Annotated in this window: 14 protein-coding genes; 2 read left to right on the top strand and 12 right to left on the bottom strand. The window is 55.5% G+C overall.

Going from position 1 to position 20,728, the window contains the following annotated elements:
* Positions 1-17: 17 nt before the first annotated feature.
* Positions 18-938 (top strand): cation diffusion facilitator family transporter, encoded by a 921-nt coding sequence (locus tag F1728_RS05440; RefSeq protein WP_228030516.1) that lies wholly within the window; start codon positions 18-20, stop codon positions 936-938.
* Between the two features lie 110 nt (positions 939-1,048).
* Here F1728_RS05440 and F1728_RS05445 read toward each other — a convergent pair whose 3' ends face one another.
* The 9 genes from F1728_RS05445 to F1728_RS05485 form a co-directional block, all read right to left on the bottom strand.
* A complete protein-coding gene (locus F1728_RS05445; protein WP_155363252.1) occupies positions 1,049-1,855 on the bottom strand; it encodes a DUF4198 domain-containing protein in 807 nt (268 codons plus the stop codon).
* 61 nt (positions 1,856-1,916) lie between these two features.
* Complete coding sequence (locus tag F1728_RS05450) at positions 1,917-2,915, bottom strand: DUF1559 domain-containing protein (RefSeq protein WP_228030517.1); 999 nt, start codon at positions 2,913-2,915, stop codon at positions 1,917-1,919.
* Positions 2,916-2,991: 76 nt separating this feature from the next.
* The gene (locus F1728_RS05455; protein ID WP_155363253.1) at positions 2,992-3,459 is read right to left on the bottom strand and encodes a hypothetical protein; all 468 of its coding nucleotides are present in this window, start codon (positions 3,457-3,459) and stop codon (positions 2,992-2,994) included.
* 215 nt (positions 3,460-3,674) lie between these two features.
* Positions 3,675-5,453 (bottom strand): TolC family protein, encoded by a 1,779-nt coding sequence (locus F1728_RS05460; protein WP_155363254.1) that lies wholly within the window; start codon positions 5,451-5,453, stop codon positions 3,675-3,677.
* A gap of 211 nt (positions 5,454-5,664) precedes the next feature.
* A complete protein-coding gene (locus F1728_RS05465; protein ID WP_155363255.1) occupies positions 5,665-7,149 on the bottom strand; it encodes an HlyD family secretion protein in 1,485 nt (494 codons plus the stop codon).
* Entirely contained in the window at positions 7,139-9,280 is a 2,142-nt protein-coding gene (locus F1728_RS05470; protein WP_155363256.1) for a peptidase domain-containing ABC transporter, read from the bottom strand. The genes F1728_RS05465 and F1728_RS05470 overlap by 11 nt, the downstream gene beginning before the upstream one ends.
* Positions 9,281-9,495: 215 nt before the next feature.
* A complete protein-coding gene (locus F1728_RS32505) occupies positions 9,496-9,843 on the bottom strand; it encodes an HPF/RaiA family ribosome-associated protein (protein ID WP_155363257.1) in 348 nt (115 codons plus the stop codon).
* Between the two features lie 206 nt (positions 9,844-10,049).
* Complete coding sequence (locus tag F1728_RS05480) at positions 10,050-12,602, bottom strand: YbcC family protein (RefSeq protein ID WP_155363258.1); 2,553 nt, start codon at positions 12,600-12,602, stop codon at positions 10,050-10,052.
* A gap of 57 nt (positions 12,603-12,659) precedes the next feature.
* Entirely contained in the window at positions 12,660-14,249 is a 1,590-nt protein-coding gene (locus F1728_RS05485; RefSeq protein ID WP_155363259.1) for a proton-conducting transporter transmembrane domain-containing protein, read from the bottom strand.
* 314 nt (positions 14,250-14,563) lie between these two features.
* On the opposite strand from F1728_RS05485, the gene F1728_RS05490 reads away from it, so the two are divergent.
* Entirely contained in the window at positions 14,564-14,959 is a 396-nt protein-coding gene (locus tag F1728_RS05490) for a helix-turn-helix transcriptional regulator (RefSeq protein WP_155363260.1), read from the top strand.
* A 39-nt stretch (positions 14,960-14,998) separates the two neighbouring features.
* Here the strand turns inward: F1728_RS05490 and F1728_RS05495 are convergent, their stop codons facing one another.
* From F1728_RS05495 to F1728_RS05505, 3 genes are all read right to left on the bottom strand, one after another.
* Positions 14,999-16,456: a DUF1501 domain-containing protein gene (locus F1728_RS05495; RefSeq protein ID WP_155363261.1), complete on the bottom strand. Its 1,458-nt coding sequence runs from the start codon at positions 16,454-16,456 to the stop codon at positions 14,999-15,001.
* Between the two features lie 60 nt (positions 16,457-16,516).
* Positions 16,517-18,937, bottom strand: a complete 2,421-nt coding sequence (locus F1728_RS05500) for a DUF1549 domain-containing protein (RefSeq protein ID WP_155363262.1) — start codon at positions 18,935-18,937, stop codon at positions 16,517-16,519.
* A 147-nt stretch (positions 18,938-19,084) separates the two neighbouring features.
* Complete coding sequence (locus tag F1728_RS05505) at positions 19,085-20,716, bottom strand: glycoside hydrolase family protein (protein ID WP_155363263.1); 1,632 nt, start codon at positions 20,714-20,716, stop codon at positions 19,085-19,087.
* Positions 20,717-20,728: the final 12 nt, after the last annotated feature.

Below are 20,728 nucleotides of genomic sequence, written 5' to 3' on the forward strand. Positions count from 1 at the left end.
GTGAGAGCACCATTCAATTGACAGAACGAAATCCCATCGCAGAGACTTACGCTGAGGTCATCCGGATCGCAGTCTGGAGTCTGGTTGCAAACCTGCTGCTGGGAATTGTCAAACTGGCTGGTGGAATCATCGGGAATTCCTTTGCCCTGATCGCAGATGCGGTGAATTCCATCGGGGATGTGATGTCGACTGTGGTCGTTCTGATCGCCCTGCACTACGCACAAAAACCACCCGATGCAGAACATCCTTACGGACATACACGCGCTGAGGGAATCGCCGCCACCAATGTGGCCATCGTGATCATCATCTCAGCATTATACGTAGGCTGGGAAGCCATGCAGCGGATCACGGTCCATCATGGAATTCCCCCTGGCTGGACGCTCTGGATTGCCAGCGCCAATCTTGTCATCAAGGAGACGCTCTACCACTACAATATGCGGGTTGGTCGGCGTACAGGTTCAGCGGTCATAATGGCACATGCCTGGGATCACCGGAGTGATGCCCTCTGCTCGCTGGCGGTTCTGCTGGGTCTGGCGATGATCAGTTTCGGCGGTCCTCGATTTATCTGGGCAGATGAAGTCGCCTCGCTGATCGTGGTGGCAGCCATTGTCTGGTCGGGAGTGCAACTGTTTCGTTCCAGCGCAAGCGAACTGATGGATCTGCAGGCCGATCCGGAATTCGTAGAGCAGATTCAGGCTGCGGCGCTGTCCGTCGAACAGGTAGAAAATATCGAAACCCTCTGGGTCAGAAAATCAGGGCTGGAATACTTTGCCGATATTCATATTGAAGTCGACCAGAATCTCACCGTGGCCGAGGGACATCGCATTGGACATGAAGTCAAAGATCGACTGCTGAACGAATTCCCCCGATTAAGGGACGTCCTGGTCCATCTCGAACCGTTCCCCCATTTTCACGATGCGGTAGAGGATGTCAGTTAGCGCTGCAGGTAGACAATGAAATTATTCCTGAATTTCTCCCTGATCCACAGTAGAGAGACAGGGGGAAGTTGCCCCCCGCCTCTATGAATGTCACTCCGGTCTGTCAGCGATTACTCGCCGCAACAGGGACAGAGTTCAGGAACCAGCACTGTGAGCGTGGCTGCGTACGCAGTTTGCTCGTACTGTTCGGTCTTTTCATCCGCCGCGGTGTGATGCACAACAACGAGATACTGATTACCCGTCCGCGGAGTGAATTCAGCCAGTCCCTCTGAATCGGTGTGACGTTCATAGCGATCGTCAAAATCACCTTTGAGAGTTTCTCCACGGGGTATAAAGGAGACGGTCGTATCCGCCAGGGGCTTGCCTTTGAACAGAACACGGACCTGAAGCGGCTTCCCCGGTCCCATGGGTGTCACGGGATTTACAACGGGAACAATTTCGAGGGGATGTCCCAGCACGCGGTCAAAGCCGGGATTCTCCAGCGAAACCTGATCCAGTTTGGGGCTGACGACGAAAAACGTTTTGGCACTTTTAATCGCGCGAACCGGCTTACCGTGATTGACAACCCGGTCGAGTGAATGCGAAACCAGGTATAATCCTTTTTGAGCGGGTACGAACTTCGCCTTCCAGTATCCTTCTTTGGGGGCGTAACCGGTATCGATGACAGTGCTCTTCAGATCGTATGCTTTACCGGTGGGATCGAGCACGTCGAGCGTGCAACCCTCCAGGTCAATCTTACTGGCGAGCTTGAAATCACGGTGATGATTTCCATGATTGCCCAGTTTGAGGTCAATGTAAATCGCATCGCCGGAACGGATCAGGCTGGTATTGGATTCCACCCAGGTATCATGTGCCTGCACCGGGGCGAATTGCCATGTGCAGCAGAGCAACAAAGCGGTAAGGAATGTGATTTTCATAAGAACTCCTGAAACAGCCCGGACCTGGTAAAATCAGGCCCGGATGAAGTGAAAAGGCTGATTAATATTCTCCGATGACTTCACCGCCGGCACGCGTCGCCAGGGCACGCCAGATATCGAGATTGATATTCTCGCTGACGAATCGGCAACTGCCATCGACCAGAGCAATCTGAACCCCGCCGGTATGTGCGCTACGGGCACTGACCAGGGCAAAGTTATGAAAGCCGTTCTGACAGTCGGGGACATTCGCGTTCGGACCATACCAGTGATTGTACATCGAGTCCGCCAGGTGACCATTCACCCACTTGGCACCACGCTGACCGGACCAGGCGGGTGCAGAAGCTGCCGTACAGGCAGCGGGCGTGGTTTGCGTTCCCATGGAAAGCTCGATTACCCGGTGACGATAATCGCCGGTAGCAGGTGCCGCGTTCTGTCCATCGCCGAGCAGTTGCTCACTAAACAGGACCGTATTCGTGGTCCCATCGGTGATATCTCGAAAGCGAACTTTCGATCGCTGAAAGATGACACCATCCGCGTTACTGTTCGAGCCGTCGTCTGCTGTCCCCGATCCATTCAAGCCGGATCCGAGACAGGCGGGATAACTGATCCCAGCGTAATCGGATCCGGGAACGGCGTCTTTGTCACTGGGGCAAACCATCAAAGGCAGCCTGGTGCGGGCAGCCGAATCGTTATTGCCCACCTCGGTGGCATCAAACGATCCCGAGTTAAAGGCATTGAGTGGGGGGACATCGTAATTGAGCAGGCCCTGCAGGTTTCCCTGGTCGACGAAGGGCAGCAGTTGTGCATGCGCAGACCAGACATAAGGATACCCGAGACTGCCGGGCGGAAAGACACGATGTGCCGATTCATAATTATGCAGCGCCAGTGCCAACTGCTTGAGGTTATTTTTACACTGACTCCGTCGTGCTGCTTCACGTGCCTGCTGGACGGCCGGCAGCAGTAGTGCGATCAGAATCGCAATAATCACGATCACGACCAGTAATTCGATGAGGGTGAATCCGCGCATACCTGGGGCGCGGGAATGAGACGTCAATTTCATGGGGTAACTCCCGTTGAATTGGAATCTGCGCAGCATCATGTGAGACAGCGCAGCTGATTAGAAAAACGTGGCGTTTTCAGATCAGCGTCAATTCGGGAGGGGGGGTGTCCGGCACGGTAATGTGGACGTCAAAGAGTGGAGACCGCTGAGCGGTACGATTTCGCACAGGTGCAGATCCGGTGAGCAACACCGGAGCGACCAGAATTCGGGGTTCGCTGTTCAGCAACGAACCGCCGGGGGATTTACTGCCACAACCACAGAGTGCCATGATGCGCGGGCATTCGGTTGACGCTTCTTCCACAGAATCACAGCCTTTGTCGCTACAGCAACTGGAGGTGGTTTTCTGCTGACAGCAGGACCTGACCTGCTGCCCACAGCGCGAACGTCCCGCTTGGGCACAGCAGCATTGGCCGGACTGCTGGAGTTCGTCACCACATCGGCAACCTGACTGGGCTGCATGCAGAAAATCGAGGGGCACTCCTGTTGAAGTCAGGCAGAAACTGAACAGCGTCAGCAGTCGGCACAAAAAGCGCGGGGATCGCACTTGATTCCATAATGGGCCAGTCTGGTGAAACATGATCGCGGTTCAGGTGGGCGGGTCAGCGGTAGAATCCGGATGACAGCGACTCTGCCTCCGGGACAGGCACCCATTCTAATGTAACCCGGGGGCGTTTCACCAGCGCGAAGTTCTGATTTTCGTTTGAATCTCTGAGGTCGCTGCTCTGAGAGAAAATCGGAGTTCAACAACCGAATTGGAGATCAGAGTTGATCTTCAGCCAGTGCGGCCCGGTAGTCGGCCTGTTCCTGGAAGTAGAGCAGTTTGGCGTCGACAGCCTTCTCCGCAGATTCGAAGGCATATTGTTCGCGGAGGGTGACCTTCAACAGGTCGGACAGACCTTCTTCAAAGTTACGGCGTTCCCGACGGGCCAGGTCTTCTGCATAACCGACGGCTTCGTCTGCCTGTTTGGCCTGCTTGAAAGCACCAATCAGACCGGCATAAGCTGCCTCGACTTCGGCTACAATCTTATCCTCGGTCAACTGACGCTTGGCATTCAGCTGGGCGAGCTTACCGCCGACCGACTGCATTTTACCGCGGGCCTTGCGACGTTCGAGAGGTACTTCGACTAACAGATGAGCATCCAGTTCAAAGGGTCCCTTGTAGTTCTGGTAGCTGCTGGGGTACCCCATGTCCTTGGAACCTGCCATCAGCAGATCCACTGCGGGCAGACAGTCGTTTTCGGCCTCGGAGTAATCAATATCCAGCTGACGCTGTAACAGATCGAGACTGTAGATTTCGGGACGCTGCTCTAAAGCCCGTGCCGCATCCATGGCAACCTGTGACTCATCCATCAGTCTCAACTGTGGAAAATCAGGCACCTGGCTGGCTTCCGGAATGACGGGATCGCCGTTCGCATCGCGATAGTAAAGGGAAAGCTTGACAGCAGTCTGCTGCAGCTTACGTTCGGCCAGTGCCCGCTTACCTCGACGTTCGGCGACCAGACGCAGGTTATCCGTCAGCTCGGGAGGATCGAGGAAACCGTTTTCCACCTGGCTGCGAATCCGATCGGTGCGGTCTTCGGCCAGCTTGAGAATCCGGTCAGCGATGACCAGTTTTGCTCCCGCAGCCACCCAGTCCCAGTATGCATAGCTTCCCTGCTGAACGAAGCTGATCAACTGCGCCTGAATTTCCGGTTCGACAGCATCAACGCCATACGTGGCGCGCCACAATGCAGCTCGACGCTGATCGATCTCACGGTTCTTGGCTAAAGGAACCATAAAGCCCGCTTTGAATTCCCCACCCTCGTTGGTCTGGCGTCCCAGGTACCAGGGTTCGAAACTACCCCGCCCGATCCGGTATCCGGCGAATGCTTCCCCCCCCTGGTAGAGCGGTTTAACCAGGCCGACGTGCTGGCGATAAGTCTGGTAATAACCCATGGGCTGGTTTTCACTGCCCGCTTTTAACTTATGGTCGAACTCGCCCATGCTCTCCAGTTGTTGACCTGCTGCGACATCACGCGAATAAATGGCGGCTTCCAGAAGCGGATAGCTGGCATAGACCGAGTTGATAACCTCATCCAGAACAAGGCCCTGCGCAGTGGGTTTGAAATCCATTCCGGGCAACGGCGGCAGATGTGGCGCCATCGCGAATTCTTCGGCGGTCAGTTCGTTTGTTGTCTGTGTGCTGGTAGTGAACTCACCGCCCAGCTGTTTGCTGACTGAGAATTCACTGGCGACAGCCTCTTCCGGGGTCGTGCCTTTGCCGGAAAACAGATCGTCCACAGAAGTGGAGACGGAGGCGACCTGTTGTACAACAGAAGCTTCCGCTTCCGGTGATACACGATCAACGGCCACAGCCAGACTTTCAGGGTAAACCACCGGCGCAGCAGTTGACCGGGGCTGAAGTTTACTGGAATCTTCAGCCGGTTTGATTTTGACGACGGACGCATCTGGTTCCGGTGTGGAATCAGTCAATGCCTGTCTGGTAGCGGCACAGCCTTCAAAGCAGACCGCGATCAGGATGATCCAAACTCTCGACATGGCTTCATACTTATTTTGGCGGGTTATTAACCATGGTCCGGTTGTATAGCACAGTCGCTAAAGAAGTAATAACACGAACTGTTTAACTATTCGGCAGTGCTGGATCGAAGAATTGACCGTAACCTGAGGCCGTACGACAGTTATTACAGAACAATTCTGCTTTACCGAAAGAGACAACCAAGGCAGAATACTCAGCGCAGACAACCCAGTTTTACTTGGGAAGTTTAGGCGGCTTGTTTTTACTGTCTTTCTGCCCCGATTCTTCCAGCGAAATCGATGGAGGAAAGCCGTTGAGCTTTCGCCAGACTTCGTACCAGAGCGGGACCTTATTGAGCAGCACCCAGGCATTTGCCCGCACCCCCTGCCGGAGGAAGCGATCCTGGGGCCAGGGGTTATCATCCGGATCGGGACGGACCAGGATCCGGAATTTGCCGCGACCATCATCGATGGAGTCTACGGAAATGACTTCGCCTCCGAAGGTTCCGACGGCCACCGAGGGCCAGCCAGCGAACTGGATGGCGGGCCAGCCTTCGAACTGCAGACGCACATGCCTGCCGGGCTCAACCAGGGGCGCATCGTTACCGTCGAGCCAGATCTGCACGGAACGGTCAGTGGTAAAGGGGACGATCGTACATATGGGATCTCCCTGTTTTAGAATTGCGGTTCCCAGGTTGGGTGTGATCTGCACAATATAGCCGTCGAAAGGAGCCTTGATGACCTGGCTCTCCTGGCGTGAAACCTTAACCTGCATATCCAGCACGTCTTTTTGTGCTTTATTCAGTTCCTGACGCGACTTAGCGATATCACTCTCAGCCTTGGAAACATCGCCGTTCGCTTTTCTCAACAGAGCCTTGGCCTTATCGATATCGGCTTGCGCTTTCTCAACCTTGGCATTACGCTCACTCTGTTTGCCCGCCAATTCGTCCTTGGCGGCAGCGTAGTAGAACTCGGCTCCTTTAACCTTACTCATAGATTCCTTGAGTTTCCGCTGGACCTCCTGCACTTTCTGGAGTGAAATATTATTCTCGCCGTACAGGGTTTTCATGCGGTCATATTCGGCCTGCAACTGGGGGATGGCGGCTTCCAGTTCGAGTAATTTCTGCTGTTCGGCTTTGACCTTCTTATCCGCAACCTCAATGTACGAGTTCTGAGCCGCAATCGTCTCCCGTTTGACGGTTTCGTATGCCTGTACCTGGGCTTGGTAGGATTCCACGATGGTTTTGGACGCTTCGAGTGCCCGCTGACTGGCTTCCAGGTGCTGCTCTGCAGCGGTGACCGCCTGGCGAGAATTCATTAGCTGCATATCGAGCCGGGCCGAGTAAGATTCGTCCAGGTCGCTGATCTCGGCAATGATCTGCCCTTTTTTAACCCTGGCATTTTCGTAAATTTCATCGCCCCAACGCGAAATTTTTCCTTTGATCGTAGCCTGGATCACCTGTTGACGCTGATCGGGAGAGTAAGCTAGAACATTCCCCGTGCCGGTAACCGACTGCTGCCAGGGGGCGAACATCATCAACAGGATCGTCAGGATCAGCAGCAGAAACAGAATTTTCGCGATCCGCCGGGCCAGACGTGAAGAACGGACCAGGCGCAGGGAGGGCATGCTCGATTCGCTGTAAGCCACGGGCGTCAGCATCGAGAGCCGTTGCTCTTCCGCTTTTGAGGCGGGCACATCAAGGGATGGTTCAACTGACATCTGCAGATCCTCCCGAAAGCATTGCTTCCGAACCGCTCAGGGTGTGAGTGCTGGTCCCCAGCTCAATTAGATTTCGTCTGCCTGTTACCATGATCAGTGTCCAGAGACGGTCGGAGTCAACCAGCATGCGGGTCAGTTCGTCCGCCTCGTCATCGGGAAGTGCATCGAGCAGACCGTCAACCAGGAGCAGCCGCGGTCGCCCGACGATGGCTCGGGCCAGCATCAGCTTGCGGGCCTGATTTTCAGTTAACGGATATCCGGTGTCGACCAGTTCTGTCTGCAAACCGTGAGGCAGTTTCAAGACCTGTTCATACAGTCCGACCCATTCCAGGGCTTCGCGCACATCACTTGTCGAGACATAAGGGCGTTCCAGGTGAATATTTTCTTCCAGGGAGCCATTGAAGATTTCGATATTCCGCACCAGAGCGACATGTTTCCGCAGTGCGTCGGGTCGCATGTCGCGGGGATCGATCTCGTTGATGGAGACGTGTCCCTTCGATACAGGCGCCAGTCCAAAAAGCAGGTCCAGCAGACGGCTTTTGCCACTACCACTCGGCCCCGTCAGCATCAGTCGCGCGCCGCTTTCGACGAACAGGTCAATGTGATGCTCACTGGAATGGCCGTGGAAATCGATAAAACCGACGCCGTTAATACTGACTTCAGCAGGGTCGCTCTGAGAAAATTGCAGCAGACCATCCTGGCGTTCCATGGGCAGGTCAAACAACATACCCAGTTTATCGACCGAAGCGAGCAGGTCGTAGTAACTCTGCAGGTGTTTTCCCATTTTGGCGAACGAGCCGACGATCACGGTCACAATCAGCTCAGCAGCCACCAGTTCCCCCAGTGTCAGCTGTCCGGCAATCACCAGCCAGCCCCCCAGCCCCAGCAGCGTGGTGCTTGCGGCCGCCTGCAATCCGAGGGCAAAAATGATTTGACGCATGACAATGCGGAAGTGTTTTTTCCGGGCATTGAGATATTCATAAGTGTAATGGTCGGCCTGATCGAGGGCAAACTCGGCAGCCCCCCGGTAGCGGAAGGCGGTCGGGCAGTTGACCAGGTCTTCCAGCCAGCTGGCTACGACATACTTGGCCTTTGACTCTTTGATACTTGTATTCACGGCACCACGACCGAGTACAAAAATGATAAACAGAATCAATGCCAGCAGGACAATGTCGAAACCCAGCAACCACGGATGATAAAAGGCCAGCACGGTCATACCGATCAGGGTATTCAGCACCAGGGAAATACCATCAAGCATCAGGGCGGAGGACGCTTTCTGTACTGTGATCACATCGAAGAAGCGGTTGACCAGTTCCCGGGCCGACTGTCCCTCCATGGAAGAGGGGATGACACGCGGCAGACGATAGGAAAGATCCGCAGACACGCGCGCAAAGATCCGGCGTTGAATAATTTCGACGACGTACGTCTGTAACCCCAACAGGGCCGCTGAAAAAGAGAGGAAAGCCAGCAACATCAAGGCGAGGACTACCACCGGCTGGAGGAGTCGTCCGAAGGCTACCGTATTCACCAGCGATTCCACAGCCAGCGGTGTCGCCAGTGCGAGCAGACCGGTAATCAGAGCAAACACGGTCACCGTCCAGATGTCGGACGCCTCGGGTTTCATTAACGTCAGCACACGATCCAGGGGAGGCAGATGATGCGTTTCGTGGGCACCATCACCGCCGGCAGCCAGATCGGGCTTGATGACCAGGCAGCGGACCACCTGATCCCGTTCAGAAAGTTCGAGCAGTCTTCTCAACCTGCGAGAACTGACCCATTGCTGTTTCTGATCCTCATCGGGTTGCAGCAACTGAAACCGCTGACGCTTACTGCCCATCAGGGCCATCCAACTGGGTTTTTCACCGACGCGGGTGATCAGACGCCCCCCTTCCCGGGTGATATTACGCACTTCACGGAAGGTACAGTCCATTAATTTGAACTTCAGCCCCAAGCTGCGGCTGGCTTCAATGAGCCAGCTCCACCAGTGGTCCTCGTGTTCTGAAGATGTAGCGGCAGCGGATTCGATCAACGTACGTTGTATGCGCGATCGATCAGCAGAGTGGCCAGCCTCAATTGAGAGTTGTTCAAACAACCAGGCCGCCGCTTTTATATCGGAGCGATCCAGATTCATATCAGTCTCTGTAGAAGTAATCAGATTACCAGGCGGGTTAGAAAAGAATCAGCGTGCTGACCTTTTCTATGGTGGAAATCAAGTAGCACCATCAGCCCTACAGGATCCTGCTACCCCTTGATTTCCTGATACTTACAGGAATCGCAAGATAGGTTCTTTTCCCAGATAATCATAGAGACATCGTCCCATTTTTAAAGGAATGTATTAATTCAGAACTATTCCATCTCTTTATCCAGAGCGATGTTAAGTCTTTCACGTCTGAATTTCAGTGAACGTCCCAACGAGCGAGACACTGCCCGGGCCGCTTTTTCCGCTACACGTGAAATACAGACAGCAAGATCCTCACTTTTCTGATTGACGATTACCGATCCCTTCTCATGTACAATTCGTACTCGACAGGCTTTATCTATGCCTCCCCGGGGTCCGTTCAGATCGCTGACATAAAGATCAATCGACCTGATCCGGTTCTGAAAGCGTGAAAGTGCGTACTCTAACCTGCGTTTACACAATTGTTTCAATCGAAAGTTCAATAAACCATTGCGATCTGTATATGATATCGTCATTACGAGACTCCTTCAGCTGAAAAAACCAGGTTATTTCGTACACCAGATTCAAACCTGTCCAAACCAACTGGACTCTCTGGCTCTAAACTCAGATTTCTCCACTCAATCGCGTCAGATAACGAACGTGTGCGAGGGAGACTGCTTTTTCTGCTCTCTTCACGATGGCCGCAAGTACGCTAACGAGTTCTTCGCCACGGCGGATTCCCTCAGTCAGCGCAATCAAGTTGCTTCCACTGATTGCCCGCGCGATATTGATAGAACTCTCCTGCTTCGCAGGCGATCAGGTAGAGCCAGCTTCCCTGCAGAAGATTGGCGACCAGCGTGTGTCGGGCAATCACGTTTTCAATGGCCTGTCGCGATGCGTTAATCACGACCTGTAGACGTTGTGGCTGATGCTGAAGGTTTTGACCGTCATGCAGAGACTGCCAGGGGAGCCCGGTCATCAGATCGCCTCCATTGCCGGAGAGAATGCCGAAAACGCCGGTCACGTTGTGCACGGTTTTATTCCCACTGCCGCAGTAACGTTGATCGACAGTGGACGCGTAATATTGCATGTTGATCCAGTGGGCCACGATCATGGGAGCGGTCATGATATTCTCCAGCACGGTCCCTTCCGGATCCTGGTTGGGATCATAGTTGTGCAGAAAAGTACGACCATCCAGGTCGACCGCGCGTGTCAATTCCCGAGGCCCTACCACCAGGGCTGCATTATTGGACAGCCCCCATTCCGGCCGCACTTCAGACCAGTCGCCGGCCCGTTGCAAGAGTTCGCTGACAGAACCAGTGTTGAGGGACGTCAGTCGTTCCGCCCGGGTCATGTGTGTTGCCTGCAGTGTAAGTTGCTGCAGTGAGTCCAACTGCTCGCGGTGTAAAGCGGAGAGTTGGTCCGGTTCGAAAAAGTTGATCTGATCGGTAGTCGTGTTGTGCACGCCTGCGATGAAGAGGGTATCGTCGGGAATCTCGATACCTCTTCGTTTGAGTCCCCGTCGCACTGCAGCCAGGTTCATGATCTCAGCAGCTACCTGGGCATTAGAGGCACCGGAATGACCGCCACAGGCGCCACAGTCCAGGCCCGCTTTGAGTGGATTGTTCACGGTCTGGCTTTCGTGACCACAGAAGACCACCAGCCGGGCAAATCCTGCTGTGAGGCTCATGTTTTTCAGAATCGTCTCAGCCATCTCAGTCAGTTTTTCAACGGTAATCCCCTGCGCATCCAGGCCGTTCAGACTCGGACGTGGCTCTGGTTTCCGCTGCTGTGAATACGTTGTCTTCGTCTCCACACCAGCGCTGACTCTGGTTCCCCAGGCGCGCTTGCCCAGCAAAAGCCCGTAAAACAGGCCCATCGTTTCTACGAAGGGGAAGCTTCCGACCGCCGACTGCTGAAATCGCTTCCAGAGTTTGCGGAACGACCTGACGCCCCCCTGCTGTTCCAGCAGTAGCTCCTGTTGTCCCTGATCTTTCTTCGGGAGTTCTTCAGTTACCTGAAACTGAGGCTGGAGCAGAACCGGAAGCTGGTTATCTCCCCCCTGATCGCCCCAGCGGATATATTCCATGGGAATTCCGAAGAAGCCGGCGAAGCCGAGTGTTTCAATCTCTGCCGACGTCTGTTCCAGCTGACGTCGCATCCGTTCGGATCGCACGTCGATACAGAATACCATTTGGGCCAGCTTTCGCTCGGTCGACTGACCGCAGTTTGAAACATTGTCCCGCAGGCTGTTTAGCAGTTTGTTGCGGTAAGCAATTTCAGAAGCTCGCAGCAGTATGTAGCGTTCGATAACCTGCTCTTCAGAATCGAAGGGAACCTTGAACCGGACAGGCGTGGCTCCGGCCAGTTTGCTCCAGTCGACTTCGAAGGATTTCGCCTCAGAGAGAGCTGCTTCGTAAACCAGTCGGATTGCCAGCAGCCCGGTGAGATCGCTGCTAACGAGTTCTTCGGAGGATCCCTGCTCGAACTGGTATTTCGCCCAGGCGCTCCAGCCGGGTGTCTGACAGGCCTGACAGAGCAGATAGGTCTCCCAGAGTGCCCGGGGCACGTTCAGTTTATCCAGCATCACTGCCAGTGTCGTTTCTGCGGAGTCCGGTAACTGCTGCACCAGCTGACGAAAACCACCGACTCCCTGAATCTCCATGCTGCGATCATGTTGTGCTGCGTTTCGCCAGCCGTCGAAGAGTGAGAGATGCTGCCAGGGGCTTTTCCAGGCAGCCTCGCCCTGGTCGTAATGCTGGGCACAGAATTTAGAAAGTTCATCGCCGATGGTTTGCGTCCAGTCACCACCCGTCTGTGCATCCAGGATTTCTGAGAAGGCACGCATCTGTCGTTTGCGGGGTGTTTTGTCGGGCGTATCCGGCTCTGCAGTCACTGATTCCAGTGCCCCCAGACAGGCTACCAACTGGGCGGCACTGGGAAGAGACTCGGCTACCATGTTCTCAGCCTGCAGTTCTGCCAGGGCCGACTCAACATCACTGAGCTCAAACTGTCCGGCCCGGAAGGCAGCGGCGTAGTGCTGCAGCGGCATCAGGGTTTCCGAGTCCGAAAAGATCCGCAGATATTTTCGGACGTTGAGAAAGGAACGGTCGGTGATTCCGTGGTAGGGATTGACGGCGACGTAATCTTTCAACGGCCAGACCGGGGAGATGCACTGATGCACGCTCTGCAGGGCCTCCTGCAGCAGTTCCCGTTCGGGCAACTGCCGGGATGAAAGTCCTCGCCAGACTTCCAGCGGTTGCTTGTTGATGACAGCAGACTGTACTTGTGACATGAGATTAACCTTACTGGGATATTTGAGATTGATTCAGAGCGACGAAGCCGGGCAGATTCACTGTTTCAAAAGGTGCCCCAGTCGCTGACGAAACCAGGCTTCGACGTAAAACCCGTTCAAGGCGTGGATGTAGAGGGCATTCATCCATTCTGATCTTCGCGACTGTGTCAGCCGGTCATTCAGCAGCAGCAGGCTGGTAAAACCGAGGACCACCAGAACTGCAGGTCCCCCAATCATCAGCAGCGAGGGATCGGCCAATGACGTGACCGGAGTCGGCGTCACGAGGCGGTCAACAGTAAGAAAGGCAAGACAGTACAGCAGACAGACGCCCCCGGCGGCCCAGGATGTGCGGAGTACGAGCAGGTAATCGCCGGTCTGCCAGGCCTGTTTCAGCCAGCCCGTCAGCGCGAGACAGACAACCAACCCCAGCAGAATCCCCCCCGGCTTGGTGGCTGGATTGATTCCAAACAGTGACAGCACTGCCAGAAACCCGAGAACAACACCACCGGTTGTCAGCAGCAGCTTCCAGGGAGAGACAGGCACCGTCTGCACCGGTTCTGCCCCCCTGCCGAGTGCCCGTTTCTGCTCGAGCACACTTCCGCTGCTGAGGAAGGCATACGCTTTGTAGAAGGAATGCGCCAGCAGGTGCAGCATGGCCGCAGAGAAGGCTCCCAGGCCACACTGCAACATCATGAAGCCCATCTGGGCGACTGTGGAATAAGCCAGTTTCTTTTTGATGCTGTTCTGAGCCAGCATCGAAGTGGCGGCAATACAGACCGTGAGGGTTCCGATCAGCACCAGGCAGGCCAGAGCGGCGGGAACCAGCTGGACCAGTGGACTCGTGCGAATCAGCAGATAGCCGCCTGCGTTCACAATACCGGCGTGCATCAGAGCCGAGACCGGCGTCGGTGTCTCCAGGGTCTGAGGTAGCCACGAGTGAAAGGGGAACTGTGCCGTTTTGATCGCAGCCCCGATTATCAGCAGCCAGACGCCACACATCAAAGGCATGCTCTCAGTTGAACCAGAGCCTGACAGTTGCTCGAACAGAGGGCTAAAGTTCAGAGTCTGGCATTCCAGGTAGATGAGTATCGCTGCGATCAGCAGACAGAGGTCACCGGTTCTGCTGACGATGAACTTATTCCAGGCAGCCCGTCGGGCCGCGGGTCGTTCACGGTAGAACAGGAGCAGATGATGCAGCCCCAGGCTGGCAAGTGCCCAGGCAGCGATGAACAGCAGCAGATTTCCCGACAGAGCCATCAGGGAGACGGCTCCAATCGTCAGCGCGGTCCAGCGATAGTAGTTTCCGAGTTCGGGCTCACCATCCAGAAACCGGATCGAGTAGCGACAGATAACCCAGCCCACGAACGAGACCAGGGCAAACATCAGACTGGAGGTGCCATCCAGCAACAGCCACTGCACTCTGGCATATTCGATGCGAACTGGTTCGGTGAACGGCCCCGTTCCCCACCAGGCGCCCGTGACGTTCATCAGTGTGATTGCCAGTGCCAGCAGCGTCTGTAAACCCGCCAGCAGCGTCACGCCATCACGCAGCTTGAACTGCAGCTTTTTGCACCAGCGACCTGGCACCAGTCCCGTTGCCATCAATAATCCTGCGGAAACGATCAATGTCTCTGCCAACTGATACACAATGCTCTCCCTTTTTTATTGCGAAGTACAATTTGCGCTTAACTATTCGCGTATTGTTATACACGAATTTCTTTTCGTCAATAGTACTTCGCCATTAACGGGGAATTTTTATGAGCAAAACTGATTAGAAAGAGCATTTTCGAGCAAATTTCTCGACCATCAAACGATCTGGCATTCACGAATAGCATTTCGTATCATCAGTCGCTATAATAAGATATGGTCATTTCCCGTCCCCTTTCTCCGGGAACAGTCACGCAATAAAAAAAGTTCTGACATCTTGATTTAAATGCCAGAACTGAGACGGAGTTTGAATCATGGGTAAAGCGTCTAGTAAACGTCAGTCACGTAAAGCGGAACCCCCGAAGGAGACGGGTAAAACAGCGGCGGATTCTGCAGTCGACTCCGCCTCTTCCCGGAAGGCAGTCCCCGAATCGGGACATCGCTGGACATTCCTGACGAACCACGCGCATGTACTGATCGTCCTGCACCGGAATCCCACGATTGTGCTGCGAGAAGTGGCCCTCGAAGTGGGAATTACCGAGCGTGCAGTACAGCGGATCATCCAGGACCTGGAGGAAGAGGGGTTTCTGCAGCGAGAGAAAATCGGACGTCAGAACCATTACCAGGTACTTACGGATCAGGCATTACGGCACCCGATCGAAAAACACAAATCGATCGGGGACCTGCTGAACCTGGTGGCGCTGGACTAGACGCTGGCAGAACTATCATTCATGCAAACAGACTCTGGTTTACGCAAATAGTTCCTGTACCGCCTGTCCCTTAGCATCTTTGGTGACATAGAACGGACGGCCTTCGATGTCGAAGCCGGTTTTGGGGCTGATGCCCATCGCTGTCATGATGGTAGCGTGCAGATCTTCGATGGAGACCGGATTTTCAATCGCCATCAAAGGGCGCTCATCAGCTGTTTTGCCATAGACAAAGCCACGTTTCATTCCTCCGCCAAACATCACAACGCTGGTCCCTCCAGTGAAATGACGATGCAGACCAAAGTGCTTCATCTCGGAAATTTCATCGACCTTTTCGCGGGCCTGATCTCGGGCGTTGGAGCCTGGCTGACCTTCGATCAGTGCATCGCGACTGAATTCTGAAGCGATAATCACCAGGGTCCGGTCGAGCAGTCCCCGTGCTTCGAGATCGAGAATGAGCTGCGTGATCGGCGGGTCGATCTCCTTATGCATGCGGTCCATCGTGGTATGCCCGTCGGCGTGTGTGTCCCAGTGCAGGAAGGGAACGTACTCGGTGGTGACTTCGACAAACCTCGCTCCTGATTCCACCAGACGTCGGGCCAACAGACAGCCACGACCGAAGCGACTGTCGCCGTACTTCTGGCGGACGTCTTCCTTTTCCAGCGTGATGTCGAAGGCATCCCGTTCTTTGGAACTGAGCAGGCGATACGCCTTGTCCATCGACCGCAACATCGATTCCTGATGATAGTCGCTCATCAGTTCCCGCTGCGGGCTCTGATCGATGAGCTTCCGATAGAGTTTATTACGGTTGACGAACCGTTGCCCCGTCATGCCCTGCGGCGGGCGCACCGACTTGGCAGCTTCCTCGGGATAAGGCAGGTTAAGCGGTCCAAATTCACTGCCGAAAAATCCGGCCGTGGTGAAGGCCTTGAGCTCTTCGCTCTCCCCGACGCCTTCGAGTCGCTGGCCAATATTGATGAAGGCCGGCATCACAGGATTACGGGGGCCGATCACCCGGGCCATCCAGGCGCCTAAATGCGGAGCGGCGACGGTCTGTGGAGGAACATAACCGGTGTGCCAGTGATACTGATGTCGCGAGTGCAGAATGCTGCCCAGGTCGGGTTGTACGGCTGAGCGGATCAGCGTCGCACGGTCCATGACCGAAGCAATGCCTTCCAGTCCCTCACAGATCTCCAGTCCATCGACGGCGGTGGGGATTGCCGGGAAGGTGCTCAGCATATCAGCGACTTTGAGTCCTTTTTTGAACGGCAGATAGCGTTTGGGATCGAAGGTATCCGGAGCCGCCATCCCGCCTCCCATCCAGAGCAGAATGCAACTGTCCGCGGTAGCCTGGGGTTGTTTGACCGGTTCAGCTTCATTCGCGGTGAGCAGACGTGGCGTCCCCGACATCAGCGCCGCAGCGCCAGCGGCACTCAGATGCTTGAGGAAATCGCGGCGGACAATCTGTTCGGGAGCGGTGGGATCGATTTCAAATGTCATCGGTCGTTCTCACTGTGAGAGGTGCATTAAAGACTCGTAATACAGGTATTATAACAGTCATCAACGGATCAGGAAAAACTCGGGCAGCATACAGACCGACCAGAGCAGGTCCTCGACCTGGGCCGGCTGGGGTTGTTCGCCCAGGATCTGCGTGATAATTTCGGTTTCGGCGGTCGTCGGTTTGCGGGAAAGCGCGAACTGGTACAGATGCTCGGTCAGACGCTGGGGATCGCCGTCGGTCTGTGCGATCAGACGCTGTGCCCCCTGGGCAAACGCCTGGGCCAGGGTCGCTTCATTGGAAAGATCGATGGCTTCCAGCGTCGTCAGTTGGCCAGGTCGCATCGAGACAATCTGCTCCCGCATCGGTCGTCCCAGTGATTTCATCAACGCGGTATTTTTGAGTAACGAAGCCCGGACCATCGGTTGTTTGCCTTCCGCGGCGACTGCCAGCAGGCTGCGGGCCTGTGAGTCGACGGCGTTCGTCCAGCTGCCGACCGGCTTGACGATGGTAACGGGAGCCCACTTTCCGGAAATGCCTCCCAAGCGACCTTCCTTCGTCGCGGGTGCGTTCGGATTCCACTCCCACGAAGCGTCTGAAGAGATTTCGCGCTGTTCCCCGTTCTCGAGTTCCAGTCGTGCATCGAAGAAGAAGCCTGCCGGATTGGGAGCCCCTCCCCCGTTATGTACGATGGCCGTGATTTCATTCTTACCCGGTTTCAATAACGTGTGCAGGGGGAGCGTGCGGACCTGGGCCCAGTTGTCACCGCGGTCGGCTTCCCTGCGATTGATGAACAGGATGTGCGAATTATCGCATGTCAGAACTGCGCCTCCCCGTTTGACCGCAGCGGGCAGCTCGATGATTTTGCGGACCACAATCGTCTCATCCGCGGGGGGCACCTGTTTCGCGGAATCGCCCCAGATCCATTTGGCTTTGAGGTCAAAATCCTGCTTCTGATCCGGTTCAATCCGCGTGCGGAAGATGGGGGCATCGAACTTGTCCGGAGCGGCCCCTGTGATCTGCCAGACGCCATCCAGAAACTGCTCTGCCGTCAGACGACGCGAGCGGGGACCGCGATACAGATAATCGGAGTCTTCTCCACCTTCGACAATTTCCACCTGCGACTGGTACGCCTCGGAGGTCGCGATCAGTTCCAGGACTTTTTTGATGTCGTACTTGTTGTCGCTCAGGTAAACGGCCAGATAATCCAGCAGGTCTTCGTTCCAGGGTTTGGTCTGCATGGCATCAAGCGGATGCACGATCCCCCTGCCCTGCAGACGATGCCAGAGTCGGTTCGCAATTGTACGGGTAAACCGCCCGTTGTCCGGATGGGTCATCAACTGGGCCAGCTGCTGCAGACGTGCTGCGCGGGAAGCGCCTGCATCGATCGTACCCAGTTCCGGAAAGAGCCAGCTGGCTTTCGCCGTCTTGCCGATCGGTTTGTCACAGCGATGAATTTCCAGAGCACGTTCCGAGTAAATCGCGGCCAGTCCGTACGATTCTTCCAGCGTCCAGCGATCGATGAAACTGTCGTGACAGGAGGCACACTTGAGGTTAATCCCCAGAAAGGCCTGCCCCAGGCTCTGGGCAAACTGAATCTCGACAGTCTGTCCGGCTGAGACATTGCCCCGCCACTTGATGCCATCAATGAACCCGCGGCTGGCATCGGTGGGCGGCGCGATCAGTTCGCGCGTCAGCTGGTCAAAGGGTTTGTTGTAGAGCAGCGATTCATACAACCAGGCGGAAACCTGTTTGCGGCCCCCGGTGATGAAACCGGTTCCGCTGTAATCGTTGCGAAGCAGATCATTAAAGAACGACAGCCAGTGATCGGCGTAGGCGGTGTCATCGGCGAGCAGTTCCTGAATTTTGCGTGTCCGCTTATCAGAGGATGGATCTTCCAGAAACGCATTTAACTCTTCCGGCGTAGGGAGCAGGCCCGTCAGGTCGAGACGAACGCGTCTTAGAAAGGTCGCATCGTCAATCGGTCCGGGCCGGGGCAACTGGTGTTCGGCCAGGTAGTGATCGATCAGGCGATCGATGGGATGCGTGCGGTTATCGACGGCGGCAGGGAGTTCGGGACGCCGCGGTTTGAGGGGCGGCTCGTAAGCCTGTTTCCCGAATGTGAAGCCGGCTTCCCAGGGCAGATCTTCGCTGATCCACTGTTTGAGAGTCGCAACCTCTTTCGCCGACAGACGCGGCTTCCCTTTGGGAGGCATTTGCATTTCCGGATCCTGAGAGGTGACCAGTTCCAGCAGATACGACGCGGCGGGGTCTTTCACATCGACAAAGCCGGACTCCATCCAGAGCGACCGGGTATTCAGTGAAAACGAGCCCTTTGCTTCGCGGCCACCATGACAGGCGACGCAATGCTGTTTCAGAATGGGTACCACATCATGCGCGAAATCGATTGGCTTTGCCTGAACGGCGGACGCCATCGTGATCTGAAACACGACAATCAGGGGAAGAACAAAACGTAATTTCATCGGGCGAGCCTGCTGCAGGTGGGAAATTCGTCTATGAATCAAAGTTTGATTATATCATAGACCGGGGGGCGCCCGCAAATTGGATTCAGGTTTCCGCTCAACAGAGGAACAGGCTTTTCCAGTGACAGCGGTGAAGCCCTGACTCCCTTACTGGCCTACATACAGGGCGTAGACTTTGACTTCCTCGGAATCCGGGAATGTGACGCGTAACGCCAGCGGTTTTCCTGCGGGCAGCGTGCTGTTCTGCTGACCTGTAAAGACGACGGGAGTCCGTGTGCCGGGTTGTGTCACCTGGGCTGCCTGATCTCCCGAATATCCGGGCAGCGGTCGATCGAATTCATCCAGCAGTTCGACCGTCAGTGGTCTGTCCTGGCTGACCCCTTCCAGGTTCACGGAGAGTTGCAGCTTCCCTTCCGTTGTGAAAGGAGCGGTCACAAAGTGGGCGCCGTTCTGTTCGAGTTTGCGGGAGAGATAACCAAAGCCGTCCCGACGGAGGGTGGCCATTCCGATCTCCATGTTCTTGAGCTTACCGCCGGTGTCCCAGTGAGAATACCAGATCATGGTCTGGTCTCCCTTGTTGACAAACGCGTGTCCCTGCAGGAGGGCGATATCATCCCACTCCCCTTTTTCGCCCCGCGCGATAACCGGATGATCGGGCACCGGTTCACGGAAATGGACGCCGTCATCACTGACGATCAGTCCCAGATCGACGCTGACACCGGTATTCCAATAGCGGCCATCCTTGGGTTTCTCAGGCGCATCCTGCCACATGCCATACAGGCCGACCAGCACGTTGCCGCGATTCCAGATCCCGGCCCCCATGTGGGTCTGCTGACCGGGTACGGGTGTGGCCGTCAGTTGTCCCGGGCGGGCAAATGAGAGTGCTTTCGCACCGGACCAGTGTTCGAAGTCGGGCGAACGGTAGGTGAGCATCACGCGACCAATCTTTGAACCATCCATCCGCCAGGTCCAGGGAGAAATCAACTGACCGCTGGCATAATAGAAGTTGCCGTAACGGTAGAGACTGGAAACTTCAAAGCGTTCCCCTCCCGCATTCATCGGTCGGTCTCCGACAACATTCCAGGTCAGGCCGTCTGCACTGGTCGCGCAGATGAAGGCACCCCAGCGACGTTCATCCGGACCGATCTGACTGCGTCCGCCGCGTACGTCGGCGAACGGGGGATGTGCGATATAGGCACACTTATAACGCCGCTGGGGATCGGGATCGTTGGCGTCATACAGAACCGTCAGAAAATCATTGACCTTGGCCAGCGAGGGAACCTGTGACTTGATCAGGCAGATATTGTTCTGTTTGTTACCGTTGAATTCGACCAGGTTCAGTTTCGGTTTGGTCCAGTGAATGCCGTCTTCGCTCTCGGCGTAACACATGGGCCGCCACCAGCCGGGCGCCTGGCCGCTTTTGATCGCGGTTTCGAACATGCCCAGGTACCACATGCGGAACTTCCCATCCAGATACAACACGCTGCCATACAAAATCGCATGTCCGTGATCGGGGGCGCCTTCCGGTCCCCGGCGGAGCACCGGATTGGCGGGATGTTTTTTTGCTGTCTGGGGCGTCAGTGCCAGATTATGACGCCAGGGAATCGCGCGGTCATCGAACGAGAAAAAGACCGCTTCTTCAACAGCCGGTCCCCGGTCGACAGAGACCCGGCCCGGCGTTTGTGCCGCCAGCTGTCCATTCAGGGAAACAATACAGACAAGGATCAGGGAGCAGGCGAGGATGAGTCCTGACAGTTGACGAGAATGAGGGGCGTGCATGCTGGTTCTTTC

This window comes from Gimesia benthica (genome assembly GCF_009720525.1).
Lineage (GTDB): Bacteria > Planctomycetota > Planctomycetia > Planctomycetales > Planctomycetaceae > Gimesia > Gimesia benthica.